This window comes from Pseudomonas sp. B10(2017) (genome assembly GCF_002113295.1).
GTDB lineage: Bacteria > Pseudomonadota > Gammaproteobacteria > Pseudomonadales > Pseudomonadaceae > Aquipseudomonas > Aquipseudomonas pudica.
This window is the reverse complement of the sequence record NZ_NEJU01000007.1, coordinates 164,265-187,045: the sequence shown is the minus strand read 5'-3', so window position 1 is coordinate 187,045 and position 22,781 is coordinate 164,265. Positions and strand designations below refer to the sequence as shown.

Sequence of the window (22,781 nt, the reverse complement as noted above, 5' to 3'; positions counted from 1 at the left end):
CTTGTACGCCGCGCGGCACCGGTTGCAGGCCGTGCGGTGAGTGTCATGGAAGCAGCATATACGGCTGCGTTCGGTTCGGTAACAAGCCGATGGTCCCAGCCGCTCAGAGGCGTTCGATGACCATCGCGATGCCCTGGCCAACGCCGATGCACATGGTGCACAAGGCGTAGCGTCCGGCGGTTTCTTCCAGCTCGTGCAATGCGGTGGTGACCAGGCGTGCACCACTCATGCCCAACGGGTGACCCAGGGCGATGGCACCACCATTGCGGTTGACCCGCTCGTCGTCGTCGGCCAGCCCGAGCTCGCGCAGCACCGCGAGGCCCTGGGCGGCAAAAGCCTCGTTGAGCTCGATGACGTCCATGTCGGCCAGCGACAACCCGGTAAGTTCCAGCACCTTGCGGGTAGCCGGCACCGGGCCGATGCCCATCAGCCGTGGTTCGACCCCTGCCACCGCCATGCCGACTATGCGGCCGCGGGCCTTCAGGCCATGGCGACGCGCGGCAGCGCTGCTGGCGAGCAGCAGGGCGCAGGCACCATCGTTGACCCCGGAGGCATTGCCGGCGGTCACGCTGCCGCCGTCGCGGAACGGGGTACCCAGCCTGGCCAGTTGCTCCAGGGTGGTATCGCCGCGGGGATGTTCGTCGTGCTCGACCACTTTGGCCGGGCCTTTGCGCTGCGGGATCTGGACCGGCACGATTTCCCGTGCCAGGCGCCCACGTACCTGGGCGGCGGCGGCCTTGTGCTGGCTGCGCAGGGCAAAGGCGTCCTGGTCGGCGCGGGAAATACCGAACCGCTCGGCAACGTTCTCGGCCGTTTCCGGCATCGAATCGGTACCGAAGGCTGCCTTCATCAGCGGGTTGACGAAGCGCCAGCCGATGGTGGTGTCGAACAGCTCGGCCGCACGGCCGAACGCCTGCTCCGACTTGCCCATGACGAACGGTGCGCGTGACATCGACTCCACGCCGCCGGCCAGCATCAGCCCGGCTTCGCCGCAGCGCAGGGCGCGGGCTGCATTGCCGATGGCGTCCAGGCCGGAGCCACACAGGCGGTTGATGGTGGTGCCGGGCACTTCGATCGGCAGCCCGGCCAGCAGGCTGGCCATGTGCGCGACGTTGCGGTTGTCCTCGCCAGCCTGGTTGGCGCAGCCGAGGATGACGTCGTCGATGGCTTTCCAGTCCAGCTCGGGGTGGCGCTGGATCAGGGCCTTGAGCGGGATGGCGGCCAGGTCATCGGCGCGCACGCCGCTCAAGGCCCCGGCATAACGGCCGATGGGGGTGCGCACGGCGTCGATGATCAAGGCATCGGCCAGGGTGTGTTCAGTCATCTTGCGTCTCCTGCGCCAGCACGGTGCCGCGCACTTTGTAGGACTTGCCATGGAACATCGCCACCAGCTCACCGCGCTGGTTCTCGATGCGGACATCGTAAAGGCCGGTACGGCCCTTGCGGCTGACCTCGCTGGCGCGGGCGGTAAGTACATCATCGCGCAGCGCCGGGGCCAGGTAGTCGATGCTGCAGCCCAGAGCGACAGTGGCCTGGTCGTAACTGTTGCAGGCGAAGGCAAATGCCGAGTCGGCCAGGGCGAACAGGAAACCGCCATGGCAGGTGCCATGCCCCTGGATCATGTCGGCGCGTACCAGCATGCGCAGGCACGCCTGGCCCGGGCCGGCTTCCAGCAGGCGGATGCCCAGGCCCTGGGTGGCCTGGTCGCGGGCGTACATGGCCTCGGCACAGGCTTGTGCCAGTTCGACTTCAGTCATGCAGGGTGCCTCCTTTGGCTTCGCAGCGGCGTAACAGCAGGGAAGGGCGGTAGCGGCTCTCGCCGTAGCTGCGCTGCAGGTTGTCGAGCACGCGCAGGGTGTGGGGGATGCCGATGTTCGCGGCCCAGGCCAGCGGGCCGCAGGGGTAGTTGACGCCGGCACGCATGGCCAGGTCGATGTCAGCGGCGCTGCCGACACCTTGCAGCACAGCATCGGCGGCCTCGTTGGCGAGCATCGCCACGGTACGCAGCACCACCAGGCCGGGCAGGTCGGCGACCGCCGTTACCTTCAGGCCGGCACGCCGCAGCAAGGCCACCGCCTGGTCGCGAGCGTTGTCGCTGGTGTCGGCCGACCAGCTGATGGCGAGGCGGGTGGCGGTGGTGTAGTCCAGCGCGAGGTCCAGCAGCACCAGGTTGCGCAGGCCGTCGTCCCGGGCCCGCTGGCTGGCCAGGCGGCCATCGGACAGCGCCAGGGTGGCATCGCCCACGTGGAGCAAGCCGCTGCCGGCGCGCTGGGTCACGGCGATGCCGCTTTGGCGCAGGCGCTCGATCAGCGGCTGCATCACCCCCAGGTCGCCTTCGACGACGCAGGCGTCGACGATGGCGGGGCTGTGCAGTTCGGCTGGCTGCGGGCGTTCGGCGCCTTCGGCATAGCTATAGAAGCCTTGGCCGGTCTTGCGCCCGAGGCGGCCCGCGTCCACCAGTTCCTTCTGCACCAGCGAAGGCTGGAAGCGGAAGTCGCCATAAAATGCATCGAAGACCGAACAGGTGACGGCGTAATTGACATCGTGGCCAATCAGGTCGGTGAGTTCGAACGCGCCCATGCGGAAACCACCGGCATCACGCAGCAGCGCATCGAGGCTGGCGCAATCGGCTGCGCCTTCCTGCAGCAGGCGCAGGCTCTCGGCGTAGAACGGCCGCGCCACACGGTTGACGATGAAGCCCGGCGTGGAGCGTGTGTGCACCGGCTGCTTGCCCCAGGCCTGGGCGGTGGCATGAATGCACGTGGCAACGGCCGGGGCGGTGGCCAGGCCCGAGACCACTTCGACCAGGGCCATCAGCGGTGCCGGGTTGAAGAAATGCATGCCAACCACCTGTTGCGGGCGCTGCAGCCCGGCGGCGAGGCTGGTGATGGACAGCGACGAGGTGTTGCTGGCGAGGATGCAGTCGGTGGCGCACAAGGCTTCCAGCTGGTTGAACAGCGCTTGCTTGACCTGCAGGTTCTCGACGATGGCCTCGATCACCAGGCGAGCATCGGCCAGGGCTTCGAGGTGGTCCACCGGGCACAGCCGGGCGCTGATGGCTTCCCGTTCGGCAGCCGGCAACTTGCCTTTTTCCACCAGGCGGGCAAGTTGCCGCTCTATGCCGGCCACCGCCTGGGCTGCCGCGCCAGGGCGGTTGTCGTAGAGCTTTACCGGGTGGCCGGCCTGAGCCGCAACCTGAGCGATGCCTGCGCCCATGGCGCCCGCACCGATCACCGCCACCTGAGCGTTGCTTGCGAGTGCGCTCATGATCAACGCCCCTTGAATGCCGGCGTGCGCTTGTTCATGAACGCACTCACGCCTTCGCGATAGTCCTCGCTGCGCCCGGCCAGGCGCTGCAGGTCGCGCTCCAGTTCCAGCTGTTCATCGAAACCGTTGTCGAAACTGGCGTTGAGGCTGCGCTTGATCAGGGCCAGGCCGTAAGTGGGCTGGGTGGCGAGCTGTCGGGCGAGGGTGAGGGCTTCGTCGCGCAGCGCGGCATCGTCCACCACGCGGTGGATCAGCCCCCATTGCTGGGCCTGTTCGGCGCCCAGGCGCTCGCCCAGCATCGCCAGGGCCTTGGCCCGCGCCATGCCGACCAGGCGCGGCAGCAGCCAGGTACCGCCAGAGTCGGGTACCAGGCCAATCTTGCAGAAGGCCTGGATGAAGCTGGCCGAGCGGGCCGCCAGCACCAGATCGCAAGCCAGCGGAATGTTGGCACCGGCACCGGCAGCCACACCGTTCACCGCGCAGACTACCGGCAGCGGCAGGTCGCGCAGGGTGCGCACCAGCGGGTTGTAGAACTTGTCGATCGATTCGCCCAGGTCCGGCATCTCGGCGCCCGGGGCGACGTTGCGGTCGGACAGGTCCTGGCCGGCGCAGAATCCACGGCCTTCGGCAGTCAGCAACAACACCCGTGCTTCGCTGCTTTGGCGTACTTGCTTGAGTGCCTCGCGCACTTCCAGGTGCATGGCGGTATTGAAGCTGTTCAGCTGCTCGGGGCGATTCAACGAGAGGAGGGCGACGCCGTCCTCGATGGAAAACAGGATGTGCTGGAAAGTCATGACAGACTCGCTCCGTCAGTCGAGGGAAAGGTGATCAGCGGCCCTGGAAGCGGGCCTGGCGTTTTTCCTGGAAGGCACGGATGCCTTCGTCGCGGTCGGCGGTGCCGGCCAGCAGGGTGAAGGCATGGCGTTCGAAACGCAGGCCGCTGGCCAGGTCGGTATCGCCGGCCTTGAGCAGCGCTTCCTTGGCCAGGCGCACCGCCAGCGGGGCCTTGGCGGCGATGCTGCGGGCGACGTACAGGGCGCGTTCGACGGTGAGTTCCGGCTGGGTGATTTCGCTGACCAGCCCGGCCTGCAAGGCATGACGGGCGGTGATGGCTTCGCCGGTCAGCACCATTTGCATGGCCAGCGGCTTGCCTACAGCCCGCAGCAGGCGCTGAGTGCCACCGGCGCCGGGGATGATGCCGAGGTTGATTTCCGGCTGGCCGAAACGGGCATCGCTGCCGGCGATGACGATGTCGGCGCACATCACCAGTTCGCAGCCGCCACCCAGGGCATAGCCGTTGACGGCGGCGATCAGTGGCTTGGGGAAGGCGGCGATGCTTTGCCAGTGGGCCACCCGGGGGTCGTTGAGGATGCCGACCAGATCGCGCTCGGCCATTTCGCGGATATCGGCGCCTGCGGCGAATGCCTTGCGGCTGCCGGTGATGACCACCGCACGGGTCTGCTCGTCTTGCCCGGCCGCTTCCAGCGCGGCGGCCAGCTCTGCCAGTAGCTCGGTGCACAGGGCGTTGAGTGCCTCGGGCCGTTGCAAAGTAATGAGCAGCACACCGTGGTCGGGCGCCTGCACATCGAGATATCGCGGCATGTCGGGTTCCTCTGGCTGCACGCACGGCACATCGTGGGGCCGGCATTTCTTGGAATTGTTTGCAGGGGCGTGATGCGGGATCACGTCCAGGTGGAACCAGTATATGCATTACGCGATACAACAATGCAACATCAAAAATTGTTTCATGTATCTCTTTTTGCGTGAGTGACAACTGCCTCAGCAAAGGGTTTCATGATGTTGAATCGCTTCATCACCCTGTATTCAACGCATAATGCTGAATTTATGGGAGCGCGATGACTCCAGCAAAAGCGATACACGACCATGCTGATTGACGCACCACAAGATTGTGATACAAGATCAAGGCGCATTTGAAATCATTTCAGGAGCTTTGCCATGCCTTGCTATCGACTGGACGGCCTGACGCCCGTGGTTCATCCGACAGCCTACGTGCACCCCAGCGCCGTGCTGATCGGTGATGTCATCGTCGGCCCTCGTTGCTACGTCGGCCCCCTGGCATCAATGAGGGGGGATTTCGGTCGTATCGTGCTGGAGGAGGGCGCCAACCTGCAGGACACCTGCGTGATGCACGGTTTCCCGGGTGGCGATACGGTGGTCGAACGCAACGGGCATGTCGGGCATGGTGCCGTGCTGCACGGCTGCCGCGTGGGCGAACACGCCTTGATCGGCATGAACGCAGTGGTGATGGATGGTGCCCATGTGGCACCGCGTTGCATTGTCGCGGCCACGGCATTCGTCAAGGCGGGCTTCGAATGTGCGGCGCAAAGCCTGGTGATGGGCTCGCCAGCTCAGGTCAAACGCCCGTTGACCGAACAGGAACTGGCCTGGAAGCAACGCGGCACGGCGGAGTACCAACACCTGGCGCAACGCTGCATGAACAGCATGGTCGAATGCCCGCCGCTGACCGAGGTCGAGCCCGAGCGCCCACGCATGGAAGACACCGGCGTCAGGCCCAAAGGCCAGGCATCGGCATGAGCCTGGCAGCGTCGCGCAATGGTCAGGCGGCACGCCGCGCAGGTATAGTCGGTGCTTTAACCGCGCATAGTTCGCCCATGAGCAATCTCGCCCCACTGAACAACTTGATCACCCGCTTCCAGGAACAGACGCCGATCCGCGCCAGTTCCCTGATCATCACTTTATACGGCGACGCCATCGAACCCCACGGCGGAACCGTTTGGCTGGGCAGCCTGATCAACCTGCTGGAGCCGATCGGCATCAACGAGCGCCTGATCCGCACATCGATCTTCCGCCTTACCAAGGAAGGCTGGCTCACCGCCGAAAAGGTCGGCCGCCGCAGTTACTACAGTCTGACAGGTACGGGCCGCCGGCGGTTCGAGAAAGCCTTCAAGCGGGTCTACAGCCCGAGCCAGCCAGCCTGGGACGGTGCCTGGACGCTGGTGTTGCTCTCGCAACTGGAGGCCGGCAAACGCAAGGCTTTGCGTGAAGAGTTGGAATGGCAGGGCTTCGGGGCCATGGCGCCGAACCTGCTGGGCTGCCCACGGGCAGACCGCGCCGACCTGGCCACCACCTTGCGTGACCTGGAGGCGAGCGACGACAGCATCGTCTTCGAAACCCACACCCAGGAAGTGCTGGCATCCAAGGCCATGCGCGCCCAGGTTCGGGAAAGCTGGCGAATCGACGAGCTGGGGCAGCAGTACAGCGAGTTCATCCAGCTGTTCAGGCCACTTTGGCAAGGTTTGAAAGAGCAGCAAGAGCTCGATGCGCAGGATTGTTTCCTGGCACGAACGCTGCTGATTCACGAATACCGCCGGCTGCTGCTGCGTGACCCGCAACTGCCGGACGAGCTGTTGCCTGGGGATTGGGAGGGAAGGGCCGCGCGACAGTTGTGCCGTAACCTTTATCGGCTGGTGTTTGCCAAAGCGGAAGAATGGCTGAATGCAGCGCTGGAAACGGCTGATGGGCCGTTGCCGGATGTGAATGAAGGCTTTTACAGGCGTTTTGGCGGGCTTGTTTGAGGATTGGGTGCAGAGGCGGGTTCTATATAACTACGCTAAATGAGTATTTAGTGTAGTTATACCTTATTTGCATATACAGCATGGCAAATGGGGGGGGGTATGCCTGGCCCTCAGGTATCGCGCGGTCCTCATGTATCTTTTGTCGCTTGTACTGATCACATCACTTGCAGGCCAGCACCCACAGGGATGGTTCGTGGCTTGAGGTCTGCGCGAGATGTAAACAACTGTCCTCTCAATCCTGCGGGCCCTTGTAGGAGCGGCCTTGCGTCGCGATGGGCTGCGCAGCAGCCCCAAGGTTTCAAAGCAGACGCATGAATTGTTGGGGCTGCCTTGCAGCCCATCGCGACACAAGGCCGCTCCTACAATTGACCGCGTTAACTGATCGACCGGAAGTTGGATTGCCGGTGATGGGAAGCGTGACAACCTCAATGGCGCTGACTGACAGGCGCTAGTCGTCAGTGTGGTCATGCATGCGCTGGATTTGTCCTGATAAACAAAGTCGAGGGTGACCGTACCAGGTTTCTTTCAAGCACTCAGGGTAGCCAACAGTCCAAAAGGCAAGGCTAACGCATCTGGCACCATGTCGGCGCTTGTGATGGTAAGCGAGCGATGGATCAGGACAGATTATCTAGACCAGGGAGCTTTCCCTGGTCCCAAAGTGCCTCACTCGTGGGCCGGTGACCAAATACAGACTAGCGCATAATGAGTATTATGTTAAACGACGTATTTGGAAGCGCCCGTTCATATTTCGTCTATCACGCCCCCTGTGACTGGTCTAAGAAAATGAGAAGCGTCGACGCAAAAAAAGATACTGAGTAATCAAGCCCGTAGCCTTTACCCTCGAAATTCGCCGGGACCGTTCGTAACCGATTGCGAAGACCGGCTTACCTGGCCAGATCTAAATGCCCTGTTGCCGGCGTTGGCTGAGCAACTCGGCGACGGCACTCCTGACCGATATTTAGACGCGCGATCTTCTCTATCAACTACGAGGGTGTGGAGTACTTTCCACGTTTCGCCCTCGAAGCACGCACCTTGGCCATTGCGGCCCAGGGAATGCAGCGCGTCATCGCTGTGCTGGCCACCAGGATGAATGACTGGGCCATGGCTTTGTGGTTCGAATCATCCAATTCGTATTTGGGGGGTAAGCTGCCGAAGGACATCATATCCTACGACCCCGACGCGGTTGTTCAAGCCGCACAGGAGGAGATAGATGGGGCCTCGCATGGCTAGCGCTGCTCGTGGCTAGGCCCATCCTCGCGCCTCGCTCGCTATACCCGAGAGACAATACCGCATTATTTAACTACGCCCTCCTCCATCCAGGCTCCCTGCCTGCAGTCTTCGGCAGTGTTAGTCAGGAATGCTCCACGATTCTCGAACTGAGTGGGTAGATACCCATGCGGCCGACCAACTCTTCAATTTTTTGAATCGTCGGCGACTTGAGTCCGCGCTCAAGGGAGCTCACGTAGGTTCGGCTAAGCGTCTTGCCGCTGAGCTGCTCTGATAGCTCCTAGCACCGCTACGAAATCTTCCGACTTCACTCGTTCGACAATGCACACGTTCCATAGTGATGGAATGGCATGAGTCTCGGCTGTCAGCAAAGCAGCCTCCCAGTAGCCTTTCAGTTTCAAACTCCCACCACCCACTGCCAGGCGCGAGGGGTTGAGCAAATTTATGATACTGGCCATCCCAAGACCCAATGCATCACCCCCGGCCCTTACTGTTGCCATGGCGATAGGGTCATCATCATTTGCCAAACGTGCGAGCGCCTCGCCACTGATGCCAAGCAGGGTGGCCATAGCGCCGCCACCGGCTATTTCATCCAGCCGCTTAACTGATCCACCAATGTGCAGCGGGAGGTACCCAAGCTCGCCAGCCCAGCCATTAACACCACGTAACCTCCGTCCGTGCGTCATGAATGCGGCGCCGATGGCAGTGCCAGCCATGATCACGCCACCTGTAAAATCATCGCTAGCATCCTGCATTTCTTCCAACAGGGCCGCCTCTACATCATTAATGACTGTCACCTGGCACCCAAGTGCTTTGAGCGAGGTTTCTGGACGCCAGCCTGTCAGGCTGGGTAGGACATCGCAGCTAACGATCTCGCCGTCGGAAGCGACCAGACCAGGTACCGCGATACCAATACGAGTCGGGCGTAGATTCAGATCATCTATGAAGGCGCGGAGCTGGGCGGAAAAGTCTTCGGGTGTATAGCTGGGCCCAGTTTCAAATCGTCGTGAAAAGGCTCCGCATAATAGCAGTAGCTTAGTACCGCCCAAGTCGGCGCCAATGATGATCTCATTCCCTTCAGGGGTACTGTGCATTGCGATACCTTTGGTTTGGGGTGGACATCTTCAGGTCTCGGGCTTGAATGGCTCATCATTTAGTTGTACGCGATAGTGTACTGAAGGCACCTCACGAACTGGTAAGTCACGTTAGGGATCGCTGAACAATGGGTGCACTGGCGCAACGATTGCCGCGTCACGTTACACGCTGACCGCTAAAAAACAACCATCTGACATATTTCCCCGTCCTTTGACAGCATTTGTGCCCGCGAATGCGCACTTCCTTTGCAAGTCTTGCACATGAATACGATCGGCCGCGCCATGAAAGAGCTTCTGCCCCTCCCGTGAGCATTGTACTTGTCTCCCGGACGCCTTCAGATGAACCAAAATCAGGGATTGCCGGTCAATCCATAACAAAAAGATTGCAACGGATGAAATACAGCAAATGGTTTCATTTGATCTGCAGAGGATGCTCATCGGCGAATTCCCGCTGACCTTTCTATTAGAGGTCGCTCTCCGCGTATCAGCGGCTTTTTTTGCGGTGTTCTTCTTTCTGAAATTCAGTGGTCGACGTGGAATCAGACAGCTGTCCCGATTCGAGCTCGTGGTGATCCTCACCTTGGGCTCAGCCGCAGGCGATGTGACCTTTTACGACGATGTACCACTCCTCCCGGTCGCATTGGTTTTCCTCACGCTTTTGCTGCTCTATCGCGGTACTGTCTACATGATGAGGCGCAGCAGAACATGCGAGGCCTGGATCGATGGTTTGCCCATCACGGTCGTAAAGGACGGCATGTACGAGATCCATTCGCTGCGGAATTTGAACATCTCGTCCAATGAGCTTTTCATGGAACTGCGCCAACAAGGTGTGGAGCATCTCGGCCAGGTTCGACTCGGCCTACTGGAAACCGATGGCGATCTCAGTCTTTATTTCTATGGGCCTGAAGACACCCGGCCAGGGCTGTCGGTGCTGCCAGTCGAACATCGTCCAGAGTACTTGGCACCGCCGCATGCTGGCCTACACTGTTGCGTCAACTGCGGATTCGCAACATTCCATGAATCACAGGACTCCGTCGTGTGTAAGCGCTGCGGACATAACGTATGGTCACCTGCGTTGGATACCTTACGCAACCGCTAGACCACCTCCACTTGAATGCAGGCAGGTTAAACACCAAGGCGTGCCTCCAGCCTACCAATGCTGGTCAGCTTGGACACAGTGGGCGTACATCAATGCTTCGTCCGCGAGTAGACTCGCCGAGCAACCCGCAAAGCCTGGATTCGGCTGACACAGACTGGGTTCATCCAAGCGATTTGCGATAGCCCTCCCCCGATACTATTCACGTCCTTTTCACATGCGATGTGGAAACGTTAGCTATCCCTACGTGTGATAGAAGCTCCCTTGCCCGCCTAGCAGCGGGCTTTCTTTTGCCCGCAATTCCCCATTGACTCGGCCATTCGTCCGTTGGTCTGTCCGCTTCATCGGCCATGGTTGTCCTCTAAAGACACCAGCCAGAGCCTTTCTCATGCGACAGCTATTCCAATCGATAACCCTTCCCCTCGCCTGCACTCTGCTGTGGGCCTGCTCCGCTCCCGAAACGAAGTCTCCTGTGGAAACACCAGGCAGGCCCGAGTCTGGTAAAACCCAGCTGCTGGGAGCCGGCGCCGCGACGCTGCAGTCCAAGCCGCCCATTGAGGCCATCAACGCCTACCTGGATGGCTTTCACTTCTACAACGGGCATCCGGACGTGCAGATGGAAGCTCACCATTACTGCTCGATCCTCAATGAGGATGTCATCCAGTGCGTGATCTTCGACGGCAATACGAAGGACGCTAAGATTATGGGCATCGAGTACATCATCGACGAGAAGCTTTTTGCCGGATTACCACCCAAGGAGAAGGCGATGTGGCACAGCCATGGTTACGAGGTCTCCTCTGGGCAACTGGTCGCCCCAGGCATTCCTGTACCTGCTGAGCATGCTCTGATGGAGCGCCTGGCGCGTACTTATGGGAAGACTTGGCACACCTGGCACACCGATCAGGACAAAGCGCTGCCGGTGGGTGTGCCGCAGTTGATGATGGGCTTTACCGCAGATGGGCAGGCTGATCCGGCGATGGTCGAACAGCGCAATCGGCGCCTGGGTGTGGATGCTGCGAAAACCAAAGCCGAGCGGGCTGACATTCGTATTCCTGAAGCTGATCCCCAGGCTGATGGCTGGCAGCACGGTACCGTCATTCAAATCACCGATCCAACTGGCGCGCATCTGCACCGCCCCGCTACATCGACTCCGGCGAATACCAACAGCCGTTCCAGCCAATAGCAAATTCAGAGGTATATAGCTCCGCCATTGGGCGTGCCCCTTCAGGGACGGCTGTCGTGAACCGCAACCTGGCATAGCGAGGTTACGGCCCTATCGGGCTTTTATCCTCACGCCTCTGGCCCTCCATGGGCCGGCGCCCTCCGCTTGCTATGGATAACACGATAGTGGGGGCTTAACAGGTTGCCACCTCATGGCCAACCTCAAACATTGCATTCAGGTCAGGAGCTTCCATCTTGCCTTCGGCGCAGCTAAGGCCGAGTCGCTGTCATCAGAGGATGAACTACGCTTCCTAAACAACACCGTAGATCGAAGACGCATTGCAGACGGTCGTTAAGGCCGGATGCTGGTGGTAAGGGAATGGCCATTCTTCGGGATCCGAGACCCTCATCACCATCGTCGGGATGCGCTCCGTGAGAATCCAAAAGCTGCACATCGCCTTTCTGTATCTCACGCTTCTCCTGGGGGGTTGTACAACAATCAACATACCTCACGAACCCAGTCACGCCTTGCCTGCGAACGATTCGGCATTCGGCCGATCTATCCAGGCCCAGGTTGCCCCCCATCAAGGACAATCGGGCTTTCGCCTATTCCCGGAGAGTGCCGAGGCTTTCGCCGCCCGCGCGGAACTGATTCGCAACGCTCAAAGCAGCGTTGACCTGCAGTACTACATCGTCCACGACGGTATAAGTACTCGAATACTGCTGAGCGAGCTCCTCGTCGCTGCCGACCGTGGCGTGCGCGTCAGGATCTTGCTCGATGACACCACCAGCGATGACCTGGAGCAAACCATCGCGACACTGACGATGCATCCGCATATACAGATCCGCGTGTTCAATCCTCTCCATCTTGGCCGCAGTACCGTCGTGACACGCACGATGGGTCGGCTATTCAACCTTTCTCAGCAACACCGGCGTATGCACAACAAATTGTGGTTGGTAGACAATTGCGTGGCCATCGTTGGAGGGCGCAATCTGGGTGACGAGTATTTCGATGCCGAGCCCAACAGAAATTTCACTGACATTGACATGCTCAGTGTCGGCCCGGTCGCAGCGCAGTTGGGATATAGTTTTGATGAGTACTGGAACAGTGTCCTCAGCAAGCCCATCGAGCAGTTCATATCGTTCAAGCCATCTAGCAAAGACCTGAAAGATCTTCGGACTCGGCTGGATGCCTCCTTGGAGGAAACGCGCACCCAGAAGCACGCGCTCTATCAGCAATTGATGAGCTATACCACCCAGCCACGCCTGAATAACTGGCGCAAGGAGTTGATCTGGGCCTGGAACAAAGCGATGTGGGATGCACCGAGCAAGGTATTGGCGAGTGGTGAACCCGCTCCGCACTTGCTGTTGGCCACCCAATTGGCACCCGAGCTCAACGGAGTCAGCAAGGAGTTAATCTTGGTATCGGCATACATGGTGCCTGGACAACCGGGGGTGGTTTACCTGACCCGTCGAGCCGACGCCGGCGTGTCGATCAGCTTGTTGACCAACTCGCTGGAGGCCACCGACGTACCGGCTTCGCACGGTGCTTACGCACCCTATCGCAAGACCTTGCTTGAGCATGGTGTGCAGCTGTTCGAATTACGTCGTCAAGCCGGTGATCGAAGCGAAAGCGATACCAGGCCGCGCTTCTCTCGCAAGGGCTCCTCCAGCGGCCCTTCTAGCAGCTCCGACTCCAGCCTGCATACCAAGGCGATGATTTTCGACCAGCAAAAAGCGTTTGTCGGTTCGTTCAATTTCGATTCGCGCTCTTTGCTGTGGAATACCGAGGTCGGTGTCTTGGTTGATGATCCGCAGCTCGCCGGACGGGTGCGCGAACTGGCGCTGGAGGGCATGGCACCTGCTCTAAGTTATCAGGCCCGGCTGCAAGATGATCACCTGGTCTGGGTTACCGAAGACAATGGCCAACAACGCACGTTGACCACTGAACCGGGGGGCTGGTGGCGGCGCTTCAATTCCTGGCTCAGCAGCACGATAGGGCTTGAAAAGATGCTTTAGCATGGGAAAGACAAATCATGCGGCGGCCAGTTCTGCTTCGGAAAATTCCATGTCCGTGTGACAGTAATCGCCTCTGGTTTCCTAGAACTCCACCTTGCCCCGGCCCGCCTTGACAGTGCTGCGCCTGGCTTTTCCTTCGAGGCGACGGGTCTTCGAGCCGAGCGTCGGCTTGGTGGGGCGGCGTTTCTTCTCGGTCTTGCCGGCAGTGATGATCAACTCGGCAAGACGCGCCAGCGCGTCAGCACGGTTCTGCTCCTGTGTGCGGTATTGTTGTGCCTTGATGATCAACACACCGTCGCCGGTGATGCGGCTGTCACGCAGCGCCAACAGCCGCTCCTTGTAGAACTCGGGCAGCGACGAGGCGGGAATGTCGAAGCGCAGGTGCACGGCGCTGGACACTTTGTTGACATTCTGACCACCTGCGCCTTGCGCGCGGATGTAGGTCAGTTCGATATCGGCATCTGGCAGATGCACGTTATTAGAGATGGTCAGCATGGCATGGCCTTTGTAATTCCCCCCATTATCACAGCCTTCGCCGCTCACCCACAGAACAAAATTCTTAATTTCCGAGGCTAGTTGTAATCAATGAACAACGAACGATTCACCATCACATCAGGCAATAGAATTCCGTAACCTCTGCCACAATCTCTCCCTTGGCATCATAAAGCCTCGCCTCTGGCGTCATGGCCATGGAGCGGGCCTCGAGCACGTAGCGCTGCCCAGCCTTGAAATGCTCGTAGTCTAGGGTCAGGTAGCATTGCCTTACCGTGGTTCCTCCCATCAGGCTGATGCCACCGCCACCATTGACCTCGTAGTCGAACCTGACGACCAATTCATGGCTGCCGGGGCTGACCTCAAAGAAGCGCCCGTCGCGCAGGCGTTGTTTATCCAGGCGTTCGGCCAACAGCACTCGGTCATTCGGGAATGGTGTCGAGAGATCGACCCAAGCCAGCTGTGGGTTGGCAGTGGGCATCGGCGCCTGGCAACCCGCCAATGCAGCGATCGCGAACAACAGCGTCAACTTACGCATGGGTAGTTCCCCAAAGGCTCCTGGACTCACTATTCAGGATAACGCCGACAAGTGTCGATGTGCGCCTGAAGGGACGACCGAAGCCCCCTCCTTCGCCTTCATGCTGATACTTGGTTCACGCAGCCCCTTCTCGTATGATCGTCGCAATCTGATCTGGAACGGATTTCGTGAAGTCGTTACCTGGAAATGTCCCAGTTACCCCTGCCGCCCCCAAGGACGTGAAATGGAACGTGGGCGAGGCTGCCAACCAGCTCTCATGGGACGACCTGCGGATCATCAAAACGCTCAGTGAGTGTGGCAATCGCGCTGCCACGGCCAAGAAGCTCGGCATCAACGTGTCCACCGTCTCCCGCAGGGTCTCCCAGGTTGAAAAAACACTGGGCGTAGCCTTGTTCGACCACCGCAAATCAGGCTATCTGCTCACCATCGAGGGCGCGGAGTTGCGTGCTCTCGCCGAACGCGTGGAGCTGGACATTGTCAGCGTGACGCGGCGTGTCTCACGTGCCGGCCAAGGGCCACTCGGAAAGCTTCGTATCACCACCAGCGACTCACTGCTGCTTTACTTCCTCACCCCCATCATCGCGGATTTCAAGGCCCTCAATGAAGGCATCACGATCGAGGTGCTGGTGGGCAACGAATCACTGAGCCTTGCGCGAGACGAATCGGATATTGCGGTTCGAGCCACCAGGAAACCCGCCGAAAGCCTGGTGGGTCGCAAACTGGCCACAATCGCCTGGGCGCCCTACGGCAGCAGCAACCACACATCGCCTGCTCCTCTGTTCACAGAAGGCCAGGCATGGGTTTCCTATTCCGCGGCGCTACGCGGGCTCAAGGCAACGAGCTATGTCGAAAACAGGGTCGCTGCCGAGTGCATCTCGTACCGCACCGATTCGGTTGCGGCGGCAAGTGCTGCAATCGCGGCAGGCCTGGGGGTGGGTTTTCTGCCCTGCATGCTGGGTGATATCACACCAGGGCTTGAACGCGTCGGCCCGGTGGTGCCGGAGCTGCAGGATGAGCTGTGGCTGCTGACGCACCAGGACATCCGCAAATCGTGGCGGGTCAAAGCCTTCATGACATTCTGTGCCGCTGCCGTTGCCAATCAGAAGCCGTTGATCGAGGGCCAACTGGTACTCCCGGTCACGTAGAGCGAAACCGGGAGTGCGGGTCACTCAGCGCGCGGGCCAAGTACCGCTTTGCAGGCGATTTCGATCAGTTGTGGGCGCTGGGCAAGCCTCGAAACGCCGATGATGTTGCTGGCGCATTGAGGCCGCTCCGTGCCGTAGGCGGCCTTGCGTACCTTGCCGACCACGGCAAAGGCCGCGTCCATGTCCAGTACGTAAAGCGTCTCTTCCACGACATCTTCAAGCGTCGCTCCATACAGCGCGAGCAGCTTGGCGATATTGTCGTAGGCGGCGCGCATCTGATCCCCCATCGAAGAGAAATCACAGGGCCTGCCGTCACTATCCAGCGGTGCCGGCGCGACCAGGTTGCCTTCTTCGTCATGATTGAACTGGCCCGATACGTAGATCTCGTTCCCTACCCGCCGAGCCTGCGGATACCCATAGGAACTCTCCCACGGCACGCCCCAATAGGCGGTTTGTCTGTTGAGTGGTTGTGAAGCTGCCATCGCTTTCTCCTGGCGTAAACCGGATCAGGTAGATCCGCGTTTGCGGGCGAATCCTAGCAGCAGGATGAACAAGCTGATGGTGCATTAATGCGCTCCTGAGAGCGCAAAAGTGCGCCACCGCATCACTCAGCGATTCGCTATCTTGTGCTCGGACTCAAGCAACGGGCATCACTGAGGACGTCATCCAGTGCCTCAGCACAGTCTGCCGAAGGCAGGCGCCGTGACTCGTGCGATGACCACCATCCAGCTGACAGGGAACAACAATGAACAATCCAAAAACTGAAGTTCTGACCCCATTCAACAGCCAACTGATCTTCATCGATCAGCAGCCGCAGATGGCCTTTGGCGTTCAGAGCATCGATCGCCAGACGCTGAAAAACAACACCGTAGGCCTGGCCAAGGCAGCCAGGATCTTCAATGTGCCCACCACCATCACGACGGTCGAGACTGAAAGCTTCTCTGGGCACACCTACCCCGAGCTGCTCGCCGTCTTCCCCGACGCTCCGCTGCTGGAGCGAACCTCCATGAACTCCTGGGATGACCAGAAGGTGCGTGACGCGCTCAAGAAAAACGGGCGCAACAAGATCATCGTTTCCGGCCTGTGGACGGAGGTGTGCAACACCACGTTCGCGCTGTCTGCAATGAACGATGCCGGCTATGAAATCTACATGGTTGCCGACGCCTCCGGTGGCACCACCAAGGAAGCCCACGACTACGCCATGCAGCGCATGATTCAGGCAGGCGTGATTCCGGTGACCTGGCAACAAGTGCTGCTGGAGTGGCAACGCGACTGGAAAAACCGCGACACCTACGATGCCGTCATGGAACTGGTGAAAGAACACTCCGGCGCGTACGGCATGGGTGTCGACTATGCCTACACCATGGTGCACAAAGCACCAGAGCGCGTTCAGCACGGCCCAACCCTGGCCCCGGTTGCTGCCGCTGTCTGACCATTGCCAGCCCCTGCATCCAGGGGCTGTTCATTGACCCGCTGATGGGTACGCCGGCTGGCTGAGCCAGGTCATCAAATCGAGTGTTATCGTCTGTAGCCCGCCCAAGGCTGCAGAGGCCTGCTCTGCCCACTCGAAACGTGCGTGCCCACTTCATTGATTAATGGATTGGTATGAACAGCGATCACTGCACTGTGCTGGCGACTGTCGCACTGAAAACAACCGGGCTTCTCAAGCCCTGGCAGGTCACGACTGCCAAGAAGTTGATGCTGGAGAACCTGGACACTGGCATAACTGTTACGGAACTCGCCCAAGCCTGCTCGCTGTCGCGTAGCCATTTCACACGAATGTTCAGGGATACCATGCACGTGCCCCCGCAGCAGTGGATGCGTGAACAACGGTTGCGCAAAAGCAAGGAACTACTGGGGGGCTCGGGAATGATGCTTGCCGAGATCGCACTGGAGTGCGGTTTCTGCGATCAGTCCCACTTCTGTCGCACATTCGTGAAGGCCGAGGGGATATCGCCGCAGGCCTGGCAGCGACAAGCGTCCATTCGAACTGAGCCTCTGCTCAGTTAGGGAGCACATTTGTGCTCTTTCGCTGACGCTGGACATCGACCAATGTCCACCCCTGGCGGTCCCAGGTACGTTCCTGGCCACACACCAAAATTTCGTACCCCTGAAGTTAATGCGTTTAGTCAGCTTTCCAGACATTCCTTGCACACCGCGGGAACGGGCCCGGGTCATAACAGTACACACAGACCTTCCTGTGTCTGACCTGAGGTAAGCGATCATGGCAAACAATCAAGACAAGGGTGGCAACCAAGGCAATGCTGACACTGGCATGGGTAACAAAACTGCCGGCACCGGCCAGCAAGGCGGCCAGGGTTCGGGCGGTCGGATGCCCGGCCAGCAGCACGGTGGCAGCCAGTCCGGCCAGAAACCTGAGGACAAGATGAACAAGGACTGGGAACGTTCCCGTGACACAGGCAGCCAAGGCGGCCAGCGTACTACTGACAAGCAGAACCAGACCCAGAACCAGAACGTGACAGACAAGGACCGCATGGGCGGTCAGCAAAACCAGGCAGATGACCAGCAGTGGGATAAAGATCGCTGACCATCCGCAGCGGGCATCAGGGTGAGTTCTGCCCTGATGCCACCTCCATCGTATGGGAGGCTCCTGATGAACAACTCCAGAGAGCGGCATTCGACAGTCATTTGCCTGCAAGCAGGACGCATCCTTTTCGTGCGCAAGCAAAGCGCTGAATGGTCGTTGCCAGGTGGGAAAATCGATCCAGGCGAGCATCACCTGGATGCTGCGCAGCGCGAGCTGATGGAGGAGACTTGCCTATCCTTCGACGGGGCCAGGTTCCTCAATCACTACATGCTCGCAGGCGAGGAGCACTACCTCTATCAGCTGCCTGTCGAACCTGGCGCGCAACCCGCTGCAAATCACGAAATCGTGGAGTGCCGCTGGTTCACAGCGCCCGAAATTCATAAAGTGCACGTCAAACCGTCCAATATCGAGCTGCTTGAACGAGAGCATCTGCTCCCTGTGTAGTGCTTTATCGGCAGCACAGCGCATATGGACCTGGTTATGTGCATTGACACGATTCAGCGCTAGTCATTCGGCTGATACCACCCGCCGGGCATCTCTTCGCACAGCTTGGGGCGGGACACCGAAACCACGAATGAACACCTCCCGCATATGCCGACGGTCCCTGAACCCTGTCTCCTTCGCCACCACATCCAGGCTGTGACGGCTCTGCTCGATCATCAAGCGGGCAGCCTCAAGACGCAGGCTCTCCACAGCCTTTGCGGGTGACTGGCCTGTCTCTGCAGTGAATACGCGGGTAAATTGCCGAGGGCTCAGATGTACGGATTCTGCGAGCTCCTCCACACTCAATGGACGATTCAAATGCTTGCGGGCGTAATCCAGGGCGTTCTGAATCCGATCAGATTTCGGCGAAAGCGTGAGCAGTTCGGAATGTTGCGATTGCCCACCGGAGCGGCGCTGATGCATCACCAGCTTTCGTGCCACCGACCTGGCCATCTCGGTTCCCAGATCCTTTTCCACCATGCCCAGCGCCATGTCCAGGGCGGCGGTCATCCCGGCGGATGTCCAGATCGGCCCATCCACAATGAAGATTCGGTCTTCTTCCACTTCGATTTTCGGGTGCAGTTCACGCAGCTTTTTCGCATAGGCCCAGTGTGTCGTGGCGCGCCGGTTATCCAACACTCCGGCCTGGGCCAGCACGAAACAGCCGGTACACAGGCCGGCGATGCGGCGGGCGCCGTCGACAAAGCCGCGAACGCTGGCCAGCACGTCATCGCCTGGCGGGGTCAGCGGGGTCAGAGTGCCCGTGATCATCCAGGTATCAGCCAAACCAGGAGCGCCCAATGGCAGTGTGTCCATGTACATGCCCAGGGAAGACCGCACCGTTCCGCCCCCGACGGAAAAATTCTGGATCTTGTAAACCGTTTCGCCCGCGACGATGTTCGCGAATTCGAACACGGCCTGCGTCGCCAGCGACATGATCTGGAAACCTTCGGTGATGAGATAGCCGACCCGGTGCATGGTTGACGCTCCACAGTTCAATGTCCTGAAAACGTACCATATGTGTCGTTTGAGACAAAGACGACCTTCTGCATCATGGGCTCCACACCCAACAACGGAGCACGACCATGAAACAGCAATTCAAAGGCACTGCACTCATCACAGGCGCCTCCACCGGCATCGGTTCGATCTACGCAGAACGCCTGGCGCGTCGGGGTTACGACCTGGTGCTGGTGGCCCGCAACCGGGAGCGCCTGAACACCCTGGCCAGCCGGCTGACTACAGAAACCCGGCAGAACGTGGAGGTATTTCCGGCAGACCTGGCAAACCCGGATGATCTGGCCAAGGTAGAACGCAAATTGCGCGAGGACGCCAGCATCAGCCTGCTGGTGAACAACGCGGGCATAGGCACGCACACCAGCCTGCTGGAGAGTGATGTCGAGCGCATGGCTGAAATGATCACCCTCAACGTCACCGCCCTCACCCGCCTTACCTATGCCGCCATCCCAGGATTTGTCGCCCGCAAGCAAGGCGCCGTGATCAACATCTCGTCCATTGTCAGCCTGGCGCCGGAGTTGCTCAACGGTGTGTATGGTGGCAGCAAGGCCTATGTCACCGCCTTTACCCAGTCACTGCACAGGGAGCTTGCGGAAAAAGGCATCAGGATCCAGGCTGTGCTGCCAGGGGCAACCGCTACCGACTTCTGGCAGATCGGCGGCTTGCCGGTCGAAAACCTGGACCCAGGCATCGTGATGTCGGCCCAGGACCTGGTGGACGGGGCCCTGCAGGACTTTGACGACGAGGTACTGATCTCCATCCCTTCAATGCACGACCTGCAGTCCTTCGAACGTTACGAGGCAAGCCGGCAAGCCCTGTTCGGCCAACTGTCCAGCAGTCGGCTGGCCCCACGTTACAACGCCAATTGATCACGGTTGCCAGCGCCAGTACCGGGTGTAGCTGTCGGCCAGGGCGACAGCCACCCGATTATCAGCGAAACGCGGAAAGTGTTCCGGCAATAGCCGGGTTTTTCAGGAAGCCCGGGGTGCTTAACCTGTCACCACTGCTCACCAGAAGGTTCACATCCAAATGAAAGCAATCGTCTACGACACGCCCGGCCTCCCGATACAAGATCCCCGGTCCTTGTATGAGCATGAACTGCCCAAGCCCACACCTGGTGCCAGGGACCTGTTGGTGGAAGTCAAAGCCATCGCGGTAAACCCGGTCGATACCAAGGTCAGAGCCAGCCGCAGCGGTGACCACCCTCAAGTGTTGGGATGGGATGCCGTCGGGATCGTCCGCGAGGTCGGCGCCGAGGTGTCGTTGTTCCAGCCTGGCGACGAAGTGTTCTACGCCGGTGCAATCGACCGCCCGGGCAGTTACAGCGAATTTCACCTGGTCGACGAGCGTATCGTCGGGCACAAGCCCCGCACTCTGGACAATGCCAGTGCCGCCGCCTTGCCGCTGACCTCCATCACCGCCTGGGAACTGCTGTTCGACCGCCTGGGTGTGGAGGAAAATGGCGGCATTGGCAAGAGCCTGCTGGTCATCGGCGCTGGCGGCGGTGTTGGTTCGATCCTGGTGCAGCTTGCACGCAAGCGTACCCAGCTCAAGGTGATCGGCACCGCGTCACGGCCTGAAACCCAAGCCTGGGTCAGCGAACTCGGGGCACATCATGTCATCGACCATTCGGCTTCCTTTGCCCTGCAACTGGAACAACTTCAGCTCAACCCAGTGGATTACGTCATCAGCCTGACCCACACCGATGCGTACCTCGCGCAGATCGTCGAAGTGCTGCGGCCACAGGGCAAGCTCGCGCTGATCGATGACCCTCAGCATCTCGATATCGTGCCGTTCAAGCGCAAATCGCTGTCGGTGCACTGGGAGCTCATGTTCACCCGCTCGCTGTACCAGACCGAGGACATGATCAAGCAGCACCATTTGCTGGAAAAGGTATCGGCGCTGGTTGACGAGGGGGTCATCAAGACCACCGTTGGCGAGCACTTCGGCAGCATCAGTGCCAGCAACCTCAAGCGCGCCCATGCCCTGATCGAAAGTGGCAAGGCAAAAGGCAAGATTGTCCTGGAAGGCTTCTGATCACTGATCCAGCCAAGGCAACGAAGGCGGGGCCATGCGCCCCGTCAGCTTATTCAGCAGCAGCGACGAGCTGCTCGAAACGCTCCGCCAGAAACGCTCTGAGCACCTGCACAGCCGGTGTGAGCGATGTTCGATGAGCGCACACCAGTTGCAATGGCGCAGGTTGGCCGTAATCCCCAGGAAACAACTCGATCAGCCGACCGGCGCGTATGTCCGCCAGCACATCCAGCCTGGATTTGTAAACGATCCCCAACCCTTCGACGCCCCAGCGCCGAACGATATCGGCGTCATCGCTCACACGGTCACCTGTGACTTGCACGGTCCTGACGCCATCGGGCAAATGAAAGCTCCATCGCTCGTAGGTTTGCTCGCCCATCACATAACGCAGGCAATTGTGCCTGACCAGATCCTCCAAGGCGTCTGGTGCCCCATGCCGTGCCAGGTAATGTGGTGAGGCACAGACTGTTCTGCGATTGCCAGGGGCAAGCATCAGTGAAACAAGGCCGGAATCTGCCAGCTGCCCATATCGGATACTCGCATCCAATTGTTGGCCGACAAGGTCGGCTACCTGATCGCTGACCCGCAGTTGCAGCTTCACCTTGGGGTGCGATTGCTGGAAGTCGTCCAGCCAGGGCAGCAACAGGTTCCTGCCAATATCCGAAGGCATGGACAGGCGAAGTGTACCCGCGATCTCATCTCGCCCCTCGGTCAGCGCCACCTCGCCGTTGCCCAGTGCCTCCAAGGCCTGACGGGCATGGGGCAGATATCGCTCGCCATCATCCGAAAGCCGCAAACGCCTTGTGGAACGCACGAACAACCTGGCCCCCAGGCTGCTTTCCAGGCGCTGGACTGCCCCGCTGGCCAAGGCCGGTGAAATATCCAACAACCTGGCTGCTGCCGAGAAGCTGCCGGCGGAGGCTGTGGTGACGAAGACCTGAAGGTCATCAAACCGAACTGTTTTGTTCACTGTGGAAATGTCTTGACCTGGCGCGAGGATCAAAGCGTAGCGGCAATCCTGATACGTGCCCAGCGTTGGCTTGCAGGAAATGGGAGCGTGCCAGGTGTGCCGCGTTATCCAGGCAAAATAGCGCGGCCAGCCTGCC

The 22,781-nt window shown here is 59.9% G+C and carries 23 protein-coding genes; 12 read left to right on the top strand and 11 right to left on the bottom strand.

The genetic code is table 11. The features are described from left to right. Positions 1 to 103: 103 nt before the first annotated feature. Genes pcaF through paaF form a run of 5 tightly spaced genes read right to left on the bottom strand, consistent with a single transcriptional unit; the run spans position 104 to position 4,869 of the window. The gene (gene pcaF, locus CAF92_RS11665) at positions 104 to 1,324 is read right to left on the bottom strand and encodes a 3-oxoadipyl-CoA thiolase (protein WP_085600919.1); all 1,221 of its coding nucleotides are present in this window, start codon (positions 1,322 to 1,324) and stop codon (positions 104 to 106) included. Then, entirely contained in the window at positions 1,317 to 1,757 is a 441-nt protein-coding gene (gene paaI, locus CAF92_RS11660) for a hydroxyphenylacetyl-CoA thioesterase PaaI (RefSeq protein ID WP_085600918.1), read from the bottom strand. Before paaI ends, pcaF begins: the two co-directional genes overlap by 8 nt. Continuing rightward, positions 1,750 to 3,267: a 3-hydroxyacyl-CoA dehydrogenase PaaH gene (gene paaH, locus CAF92_RS11655; protein ID WP_085600917.1), complete on the bottom strand. Its 1,518-nt coding sequence runs from the start codon at positions 3,265 to 3,267 to the stop codon at positions 1,750 to 1,752. The genes paaI and paaH overlap by 8 nt, the downstream gene beginning before the upstream one ends. A 2-nt stretch (positions 3,268 to 3,269) precedes the next feature. Further along, a complete protein-coding gene (gene paaG / locus CAF92_RS11650; RefSeq protein ID WP_013972608.1) occupies positions 3,270 to 4,061 on the bottom strand; it encodes a 2-(1,2-epoxy-1,2-dihydrophenyl)acetyl-CoA isomerase PaaG in 792 nt (263 codons plus the stop codon). Positions 4,062 to 4,095: 34 nt separating this feature from the next. Continuing rightward, entirely contained in the window at positions 4,096 to 4,869 is a 774-nt protein-coding gene (paaF, locus tag CAF92_RS11645; RefSeq protein WP_085600916.1) for a 2,3-dehydroadipyl-CoA hydratase PaaF, read from the bottom strand. A gap of 354 nt (positions 4,870 to 5,223) precedes the next feature. Between paaF and paaY the strand changes: the two genes are divergently transcribed. Both paaY and paaX read left to right on the top strand, forming a co-directional pair. Beyond that, positions 5,224 to 5,823: a phenylacetic acid degradation protein PaaY gene (gene paaY, locus CAF92_RS11640; protein WP_085600915.1), complete on the top strand. Its 600-nt coding sequence runs from the start codon at positions 5,224 to 5,226 to the stop codon at positions 5,821 to 5,823. A 77-nt stretch (positions 5,824 to 5,900) separates the two neighbouring features. Beyond that, positions 5,901 to 6,824: a phenylacetic acid degradation operon negative regulatory protein PaaX gene (gene paaX / locus CAF92_RS11635; RefSeq protein WP_178081779.1), complete on the top strand. Its 924-nt coding sequence runs from the start codon at positions 5,901 to 5,903 to the stop codon at positions 6,822 to 6,824. A 1,472-nt stretch (positions 6,825 to 8,296) separates the two neighbouring features. On the opposite strand, the gene CAF92_RS11625 is transcribed toward paaX, so the two are convergent. Beyond that, entirely contained in the window at positions 8,297 to 9,145 is an 849-nt protein-coding gene (locus CAF92_RS11625) for an ROK family protein (protein WP_085600913.1), read from the bottom strand. 406 nt (positions 9,146 to 9,551) lie between these two features. Between CAF92_RS11625 and CAF92_RS11620 the strand changes: the two genes are divergently transcribed. The 3 genes from CAF92_RS11620 (at position 9,552) to CAF92_RS11610 (ending at position 13,421) form a co-directional block, all read left to right on the top strand. After that, complete coding sequence (locus CAF92_RS11620) at positions 9,552 to 10,244, top strand: DUF421 domain-containing protein (protein WP_085600912.1); 693 nt, start codon at positions 9,552 to 9,554, stop codon at positions 10,242 to 10,244. 385 nt (positions 10,245 to 10,629) lie between these two features. Next, a complete protein-coding gene (locus CAF92_RS11615; protein WP_085600911.1) occupies positions 10,630 to 11,424 on the top strand; it encodes an OBAP family protein in 795 nt (264 codons plus the stop codon). Between the two features lie 410 nt (positions 11,425 to 11,834). Next, positions 11,835 to 13,421 carry a phospholipase D family protein gene (locus CAF92_RS11610; RefSeq protein ID WP_085600955.1) on the top strand — a complete coding sequence of 529 codons (1,587 nt, stop codon included), beginning with the start codon at positions 11,835 to 11,837 and terminating at the stop codon, positions 13,419 to 13,421. An 81-nt stretch (positions 13,422 to 13,502) separates the two neighbouring features. Here the strand turns inward: CAF92_RS11610 and arfB are convergent, their stop codons facing one another. Both arfB and CAF92_RS11600 read right to left on the bottom strand, forming a co-directional pair. Further along, complete coding sequence (gene arfB / locus CAF92_RS11605; protein ID WP_033701529.1) at positions 13,503 to 13,916, bottom strand: alternative ribosome rescue aminoacyl-tRNA hydrolase ArfB; 414 nt, start codon at positions 13,914 to 13,916, stop codon at positions 13,503 to 13,505. Positions 13,917 to 14,028: 112 nt separating this feature from the next. Further along, a complete protein-coding gene (locus CAF92_RS11600; RefSeq protein ID WP_085600910.1) occupies positions 14,029 to 14,451 on the bottom strand; it encodes a hypothetical protein in 423 nt (140 codons plus the stop codon). Positions 14,452 to 14,669: 218 nt separating this feature from the next. Here CAF92_RS11600 and CAF92_RS11595 point away from each other — a divergent pair, with 218 nt between their 5' ends. Then, complete coding sequence (locus tag CAF92_RS11595; protein ID WP_084785332.1) at positions 14,670 to 15,596, top strand: LysR family transcriptional regulator; 927 nt, start codon at positions 14,670 to 14,672, stop codon at positions 15,594 to 15,596. Positions 15,597 to 15,616: 20 nt separating this feature from the next. On the opposite strand, the gene CAF92_RS11590 is transcribed toward CAF92_RS11595, so the two are convergent. After that, on the bottom strand, positions 15,617 to 16,078 hold the full coding sequence (locus CAF92_RS11590) for a Rid family hydrolase (protein ID WP_085600909.1): 462 nt from the start codon (positions 16,076 to 16,078) through the stop codon (positions 15,617 to 15,619). Positions 16,079 to 16,341: 263 nt separating this feature from the next. Between CAF92_RS11590 and CAF92_RS11585 the strand changes: the two genes are divergently transcribed. The 4 genes from CAF92_RS11585 to CAF92_RS11570 all read left to right on the top strand — a co-directional run bounded on the left by CAF92_RS11585 (position 16,342) and on the right by CAF92_RS11570 (position 18,588). Continuing rightward, positions 16,342 to 17,028 (top strand): hydrolase, encoded by a 687-nt coding sequence (locus CAF92_RS11585; protein ID WP_003258732.1) that lies wholly within the window; start codon positions 16,342 to 16,344, stop codon positions 17,026 to 17,028. Positions 17,029 to 17,201: 173 nt separating this feature from the next. Then, positions 17,202 to 17,606 carry a helix-turn-helix domain-containing protein gene (locus CAF92_RS11580; RefSeq protein ID WP_085600908.1) on the top strand — a complete coding sequence of 135 codons (405 nt, stop codon included), beginning with the start codon at positions 17,202 to 17,204 and terminating at the stop codon, positions 17,604 to 17,606. Between the two features lie 214 nt (positions 17,607 to 17,820). Beyond that, positions 17,821 to 18,144, top strand: coding sequence for a hypothetical protein (locus tag CAF92_RS11575; RefSeq protein WP_085600907.1), 324 nt, complete (start codon positions 17,821 to 17,823; stop codon positions 18,142 to 18,144). Positions 18,145 to 18,210: 66 nt separating this feature from the next. Continuing rightward, entirely contained in the window at positions 18,211 to 18,588 is a 378-nt protein-coding gene (locus tag CAF92_RS11570) for an NUDIX domain-containing protein (protein WP_085600906.1), read from the top strand. A 63-nt stretch (positions 18,589 to 18,651) separates the two neighbouring features. Here CAF92_RS11570 and CAF92_RS11565 read toward each other — a convergent pair whose 3' ends face one another. Next, a complete protein-coding gene (locus tag CAF92_RS11565) occupies positions 18,652 to 19,605 on the bottom strand; it encodes a GlxA family transcriptional regulator (RefSeq protein ID WP_046614137.1) in 954 nt (317 codons plus the stop codon). 107 nt (positions 19,606 to 19,712) lie between these two features. On the opposite strand from CAF92_RS11565, the gene CAF92_RS11560 reads away from it, so the two are divergent. Further along, on the top strand, positions 19,713 to 20,510 hold the full coding sequence (locus CAF92_RS11560) for an SDR family oxidoreductase (RefSeq protein WP_085600905.1): 798 nt from the start codon (positions 19,713 to 19,715) through the stop codon (positions 20,508 to 20,510). A 160-nt stretch (positions 20,511 to 20,670) separates the two neighbouring features. Further along, on the top strand, positions 20,671 to 21,678 hold the full coding sequence (locus CAF92_RS11555; RefSeq protein ID WP_085600904.1) for a zinc-binding alcohol dehydrogenase family protein: 1,008 nt from the start codon (positions 20,671 to 20,673) through the stop codon (positions 21,676 to 21,678). A 49-nt stretch (positions 21,679 to 21,727) separates the two neighbouring features. Here CAF92_RS11555 and CAF92_RS11550 read toward each other — a convergent pair whose 3' ends face one another. Beyond that, complete coding sequence (locus CAF92_RS11550; RefSeq protein WP_143516109.1) at positions 21,728 to 22,645, bottom strand: LysR family transcriptional regulator; 918 nt, start codon at positions 22,643 to 22,645, stop codon at positions 21,728 to 21,730. Positions 22,646 to 22,781: the final 136 nt, after the last annotated feature.